This is a genomic window from Pseudomonadota bacterium (genome assembly GCA_034660915.1).
GTDB lineage: Bacteria > Desulfobacterota > Anaeroferrophillalia > Anaeroferrophillales > Anaeroferrophillaceae > DQWO01.
Map to the genome: position 1 here is coordinate 1 of JAYEKE010000208.1, position 1,820 is coordinate 1,820.

Here is a 1,820-nt window from a genome sequence, read left to right on the forward strand (position 1 = left end):
CCGCCAGTTCCTCCAGTCGTTTGTGGGTAACTTTGGTGGAGAAAACCAGCGGATTGCCGCGGGTGTCATCCCAGAGCCGGGGATCAATGCGGCGGAATAATTCTACCGCATCCCGCTGCCAGGACCACCAGAGGTTGCGGGCCAGGGTGGTTAGAAAAGCAAGTGGTTCAGGAACCCTGGGGAATACATTAAAGATTTTGATATGACTCATAATTACACTACCTCTTCATATTTATAGCGTTGTTGATTGATTTATGTTCATTGCTTAACTTAACTTTCTGGTTAATATTCGACTTTGTCTATAGATTGGCAAATTTTTCTTATTTCTCACAGAGACACTGAGTCACAGAGTGCAAATAACAGGGGTTCTCTGTGCCTTTGCGTCTCCGTGAGAGTATTTTTGTCTTTTTTGAAAACGTGGCCGAATATTTACACTTTCTGAGTTACACAAAAACAGCTGAATGAAATTTCCATGGATGTTCCGGTATGCTATTCCTGACAAAGCATCTCAGGAAGTTAAGTTGCTTAACGTATGATCAGTGTAACTTATTTATCATGATTTGCAATGAAATTCTTTACCTTTTACCCTTTACCCTTTATCCTTTGGCCTTTCTCCTCTTCCCTGTATGTTAGGAGTCTGACAACCCGCAGCAGTTCACTGACCCCCCAGGCCTGGGCATCGCAGCCCCGTTGCCGGTGAGGAAAATTTCCATCGGTTATTTCTGGCAGCTGGCCGATGCAGCCTTCATTGATCAGCCTGATGCTGCTGCCCAGCCAGGAACAGGCGGTTTCAGCGCCTTCTCTGCCATAGGTCAGGGTCCAGGCTTCGCTGAAACTGGGAAATATCCAGCTCCAGGCGATGCCGTTATGATAGGCAACTTTTCGCTGGCTGTCTTCATCTCCTGCATACGTTCCCTGGTAGGGGTTGTCAGGCTTGTTGAGCAGCTGGCCGTGATGGTAGATAGCCAGCGGTTTTCGTACCGGTCGGTCAGCCAGGCTGCGGATGGCTCCTGGAACCAGGAGGCCGGCGCAGGCATCAAGAGTCCGGCGGCAGTAATCTTTATTTTTGATCGCCCCCAGGGTGATGGCCAGTAGCTGGTTGGGGCGCAGGGCATCATCGGCTTCTGCCTGCGTGGCGGGACCACCATCCGGGCTATGGAGACAATCGGCCAGAAATCCCTCTTCCTTGAGCCAGAAAAGTTTTTCAATGGAATTTTCAACCTGCCGGGCCAGTGACAACCAGGGCCTTTTTTCTTCCTGTGGGTCCAAAAGCCCCAGTAATGATAAGGAAGCATGCCAGAGGGCCTGGATTTCTACGGGGTATCCCTGCCGGGGAGTGCCGGCCGGATAATTGGTATCCATCCAGCTGAAATGGGCCGGACTGAAAAGCAGTCCCGATTCCGGATCCATCCGCACGCCGTTGTCAGTGCCGTGAATCAGAGAATTGCCGATGGAGAAAATAATCTGCCGGATAGTCCGGTCGCCAGTATTTGTTTCAAGAAAATCATGAGGGTTTTCTGTTCTCAACATATCTTTGACGGCAACCATGAACCACAAGGGGGCATCAGTCGTGTCCCGGTTGCCGGCGTTGTCTCCCTGAATCATGTTGGGCAGGGTGCCGCGCTCCTCAAAGCGGCCGAACTGGAGCAAAACCGCTTTAGCTTCTTCAATCTTTCCCGCTGCGATCAGGCCTCGGGTGACAATCAGTGAATCGCGGCCCCAGTCCAGAAACCACGGGTAGCCGGCAATGACGGATTTAAGCCGGCCCCGTTTGACCAGATAATGTTCCAGCGCCAGTTCAAGGTCTTTTTCAAGCGTGA

General features: G+C 51.1%; 2 protein-coding genes. Both read right to left on the reverse strand.

The genetic code is table 11. The annotated features are described in order from the left end of the window. On the reverse strand, window positions 1-211 hold a 211-nt coding region (locus U9P07_11620), incomplete at its 3' end, for a DUF3417 domain-containing protein (GenBank protein MEA2110055.1). Window positions 212-582: 371 nt separating this feature from the next. Continuing rightward, the coding region (locus U9P07_11625; GenBank protein MEA2110056.1) for an amylo-alpha-1,6-glucosidase at window positions 583-1,820 on the reverse strand (1,238 nt) is incomplete at its 5' end.